The sequence below is a fragment of the Streptomyces sp. NPDC048461 genome, from assembly GCF_055587105.1.
This window is the reverse complement of sequence record NZ_JBVJGW010000077.1, coordinates 1-1,564: the sequence shown is the minus strand read 5'-3', so window position 1 is coordinate 1,564 and position 1,564 is coordinate 1. Positions and strand designations below refer to the sequence as shown.

2 protein-coding genes and 1 pseudogene are annotated in these 1,564 nt (G+C 69.8%); 2 read left to right on the top strand and 1 reads right to left on the bottom strand.

The annotated features are described in order from the left end of the window. Positions 1 to 353: 353 nt before the first annotated feature. Complete coding sequence (locus ACZ6S8_RS39590) at positions 354 to 515, bottom strand: hydrophobic protein (RefSeq protein ID WP_386537621.1); 162 nt, start codon at positions 513 to 515, stop codon at positions 354 to 356. Between the two features lie 158 nt (positions 516 to 673). On the opposite strand from ACZ6S8_RS39590, the gene ACZ6S8_RS39585 reads away from it, so the two are divergent. Both ACZ6S8_RS39585 and ACZ6S8_RS39580 read left to right on the top strand, forming a co-directional pair. Then, entirely contained in the window at positions 674 to 1,114 is a 441-nt protein-coding gene (locus tag ACZ6S8_RS39585; protein ID WP_469463254.1) for a hypothetical protein, read from the top strand. Positions 1,115 to 1,312: 198 nt separating this feature from the next. Continuing rightward, positions 1,313 to 1,564, top strand: a pseudogene (locus tag ACZ6S8_RS39580) (iron-containing redox enzyme family protein); the annotation flags it as partial.

Below are 1,564 nucleotides of genomic sequence, written 5' to 3'. Positions count from 1 at the left end.
AGCCGGTCAGGTCCGTACCGGCCAGGTGGCCGGCGGTCGACGTGTAGCTCCACACATGCTCAGTCACGCGAAAACAACTCCTCCGGTACATCGGGGGACGGAACGGAAATGAATTCCCGTCCCGGTCCGCCCTGTTCCTCTTCCTTGCGTCTTCCTTGCGTCGTGCGCGGCGGTTCGTGCTCTCCGCCTGAAATCCGCATGCCCCGCATTTCCTCCTCCACACACCTCGGATCGAAATCCGTGGCCGCGGCGCCGTTCTTCCGGTGCACGGCGAAATGACGCAGGCCCGCACCCCTTCGGAAGGGGTGCGGGCCTGCGGCGTGCAGCGTTCGAGCTGGAATGCCGTCGTACGGCTACCAGCGGTACCAGCGGCCGCTGCTGTTCTTCGGGCGGGCGACGAAACCGATCAGCCACAGGATCAGGACTGCGATAGCCACCCACCAGAGAATCTTCACCGCGAAACCCGCGCCGAAGAGGATCAGGGCCAGCAGAAGAACGAGAAGCAGGGGAACCATAGTTATCAACCTCCGAAGCGCCTTCTGCCCGACCGAACCCCGGGCATGCGCGCGATTCCCCTTTGTTTTCCGCCCGCCCGGCCGGGCGGAGCCTTCCGCCGTACGCCGCCTGGCCCAACCGGCCGCTCGGCGGGCCCGCTTGCGGGCAGAGAACCACCATGGACAGCAATCGCGGGACGGACCCGGCGCACCAGGTGCCCGACGGGGTCGACGAAAAGACGGTCCGCGCCCTGGGGGCGCTCTCGAAGGCGCTGGAGACCACGGAGCGGGCCCGCGGCCACCTCTACGGGTTCCACCAGCTGACCGGGACGGCGGACTTCGAGCTCGGTGACGCGGTCCGGCTGCTGCGCGAGGCGGGCCACGGAGAGCAGGCCGACCGGGTCGAACGCGAACTCGTCGGCCGCAACGTCATCCCGGGACACTGGACCTTCCAGGTGATCGAGGCCTACAACTCCACCTACTACCGGCCCTTCGCCGCGATCGAACGCGACGTCCTCGGTGAACTCGCGGAGGGGCGGGACCACCTCCTGGAAGCCGGCCTCAAGGCGCGGCGCCGCACCCCGCACCACCCGGACCACACGGCGGCGCCTCCCGGCTGATGGGGGAATTGGTCCGATTGGGTCCTGTATTCGGCTGATCCTCTGAAGATCGACGGAAATCTGGATGGGGTGGCCCGCCGAGGGCAGTCGCCCGGTGTCGGCCCCGGCCGGATCGCGAGCGCGCCGGCGCTCCGGCGGACGCGCGACCGGGACGCGCCGACCGGCGCGTGCCGACCGAGCACAGGAACAGGACCCGTGATGACCCCCACCAGCGCCAGCCCCCGTACGACGCCGACACGGGCGGCGACCGCGCCCGGTCCCCGCCTGGTACCGGGCCGCGGTGAACTCTCGGAGGCCGTGACGAGCGCTCTGCGCCACGGCCTGCCGCCCGACTGCGCCCCCGGTGCGGTGCTGAAGGCGGATCCGTGGGGTGAGGATCTGCAGCTGGCCCTGTACCTGCTGTACGAGCTGCACTACCGGGGCTTCGAGGGCGTGGACGACGCGCGGGAG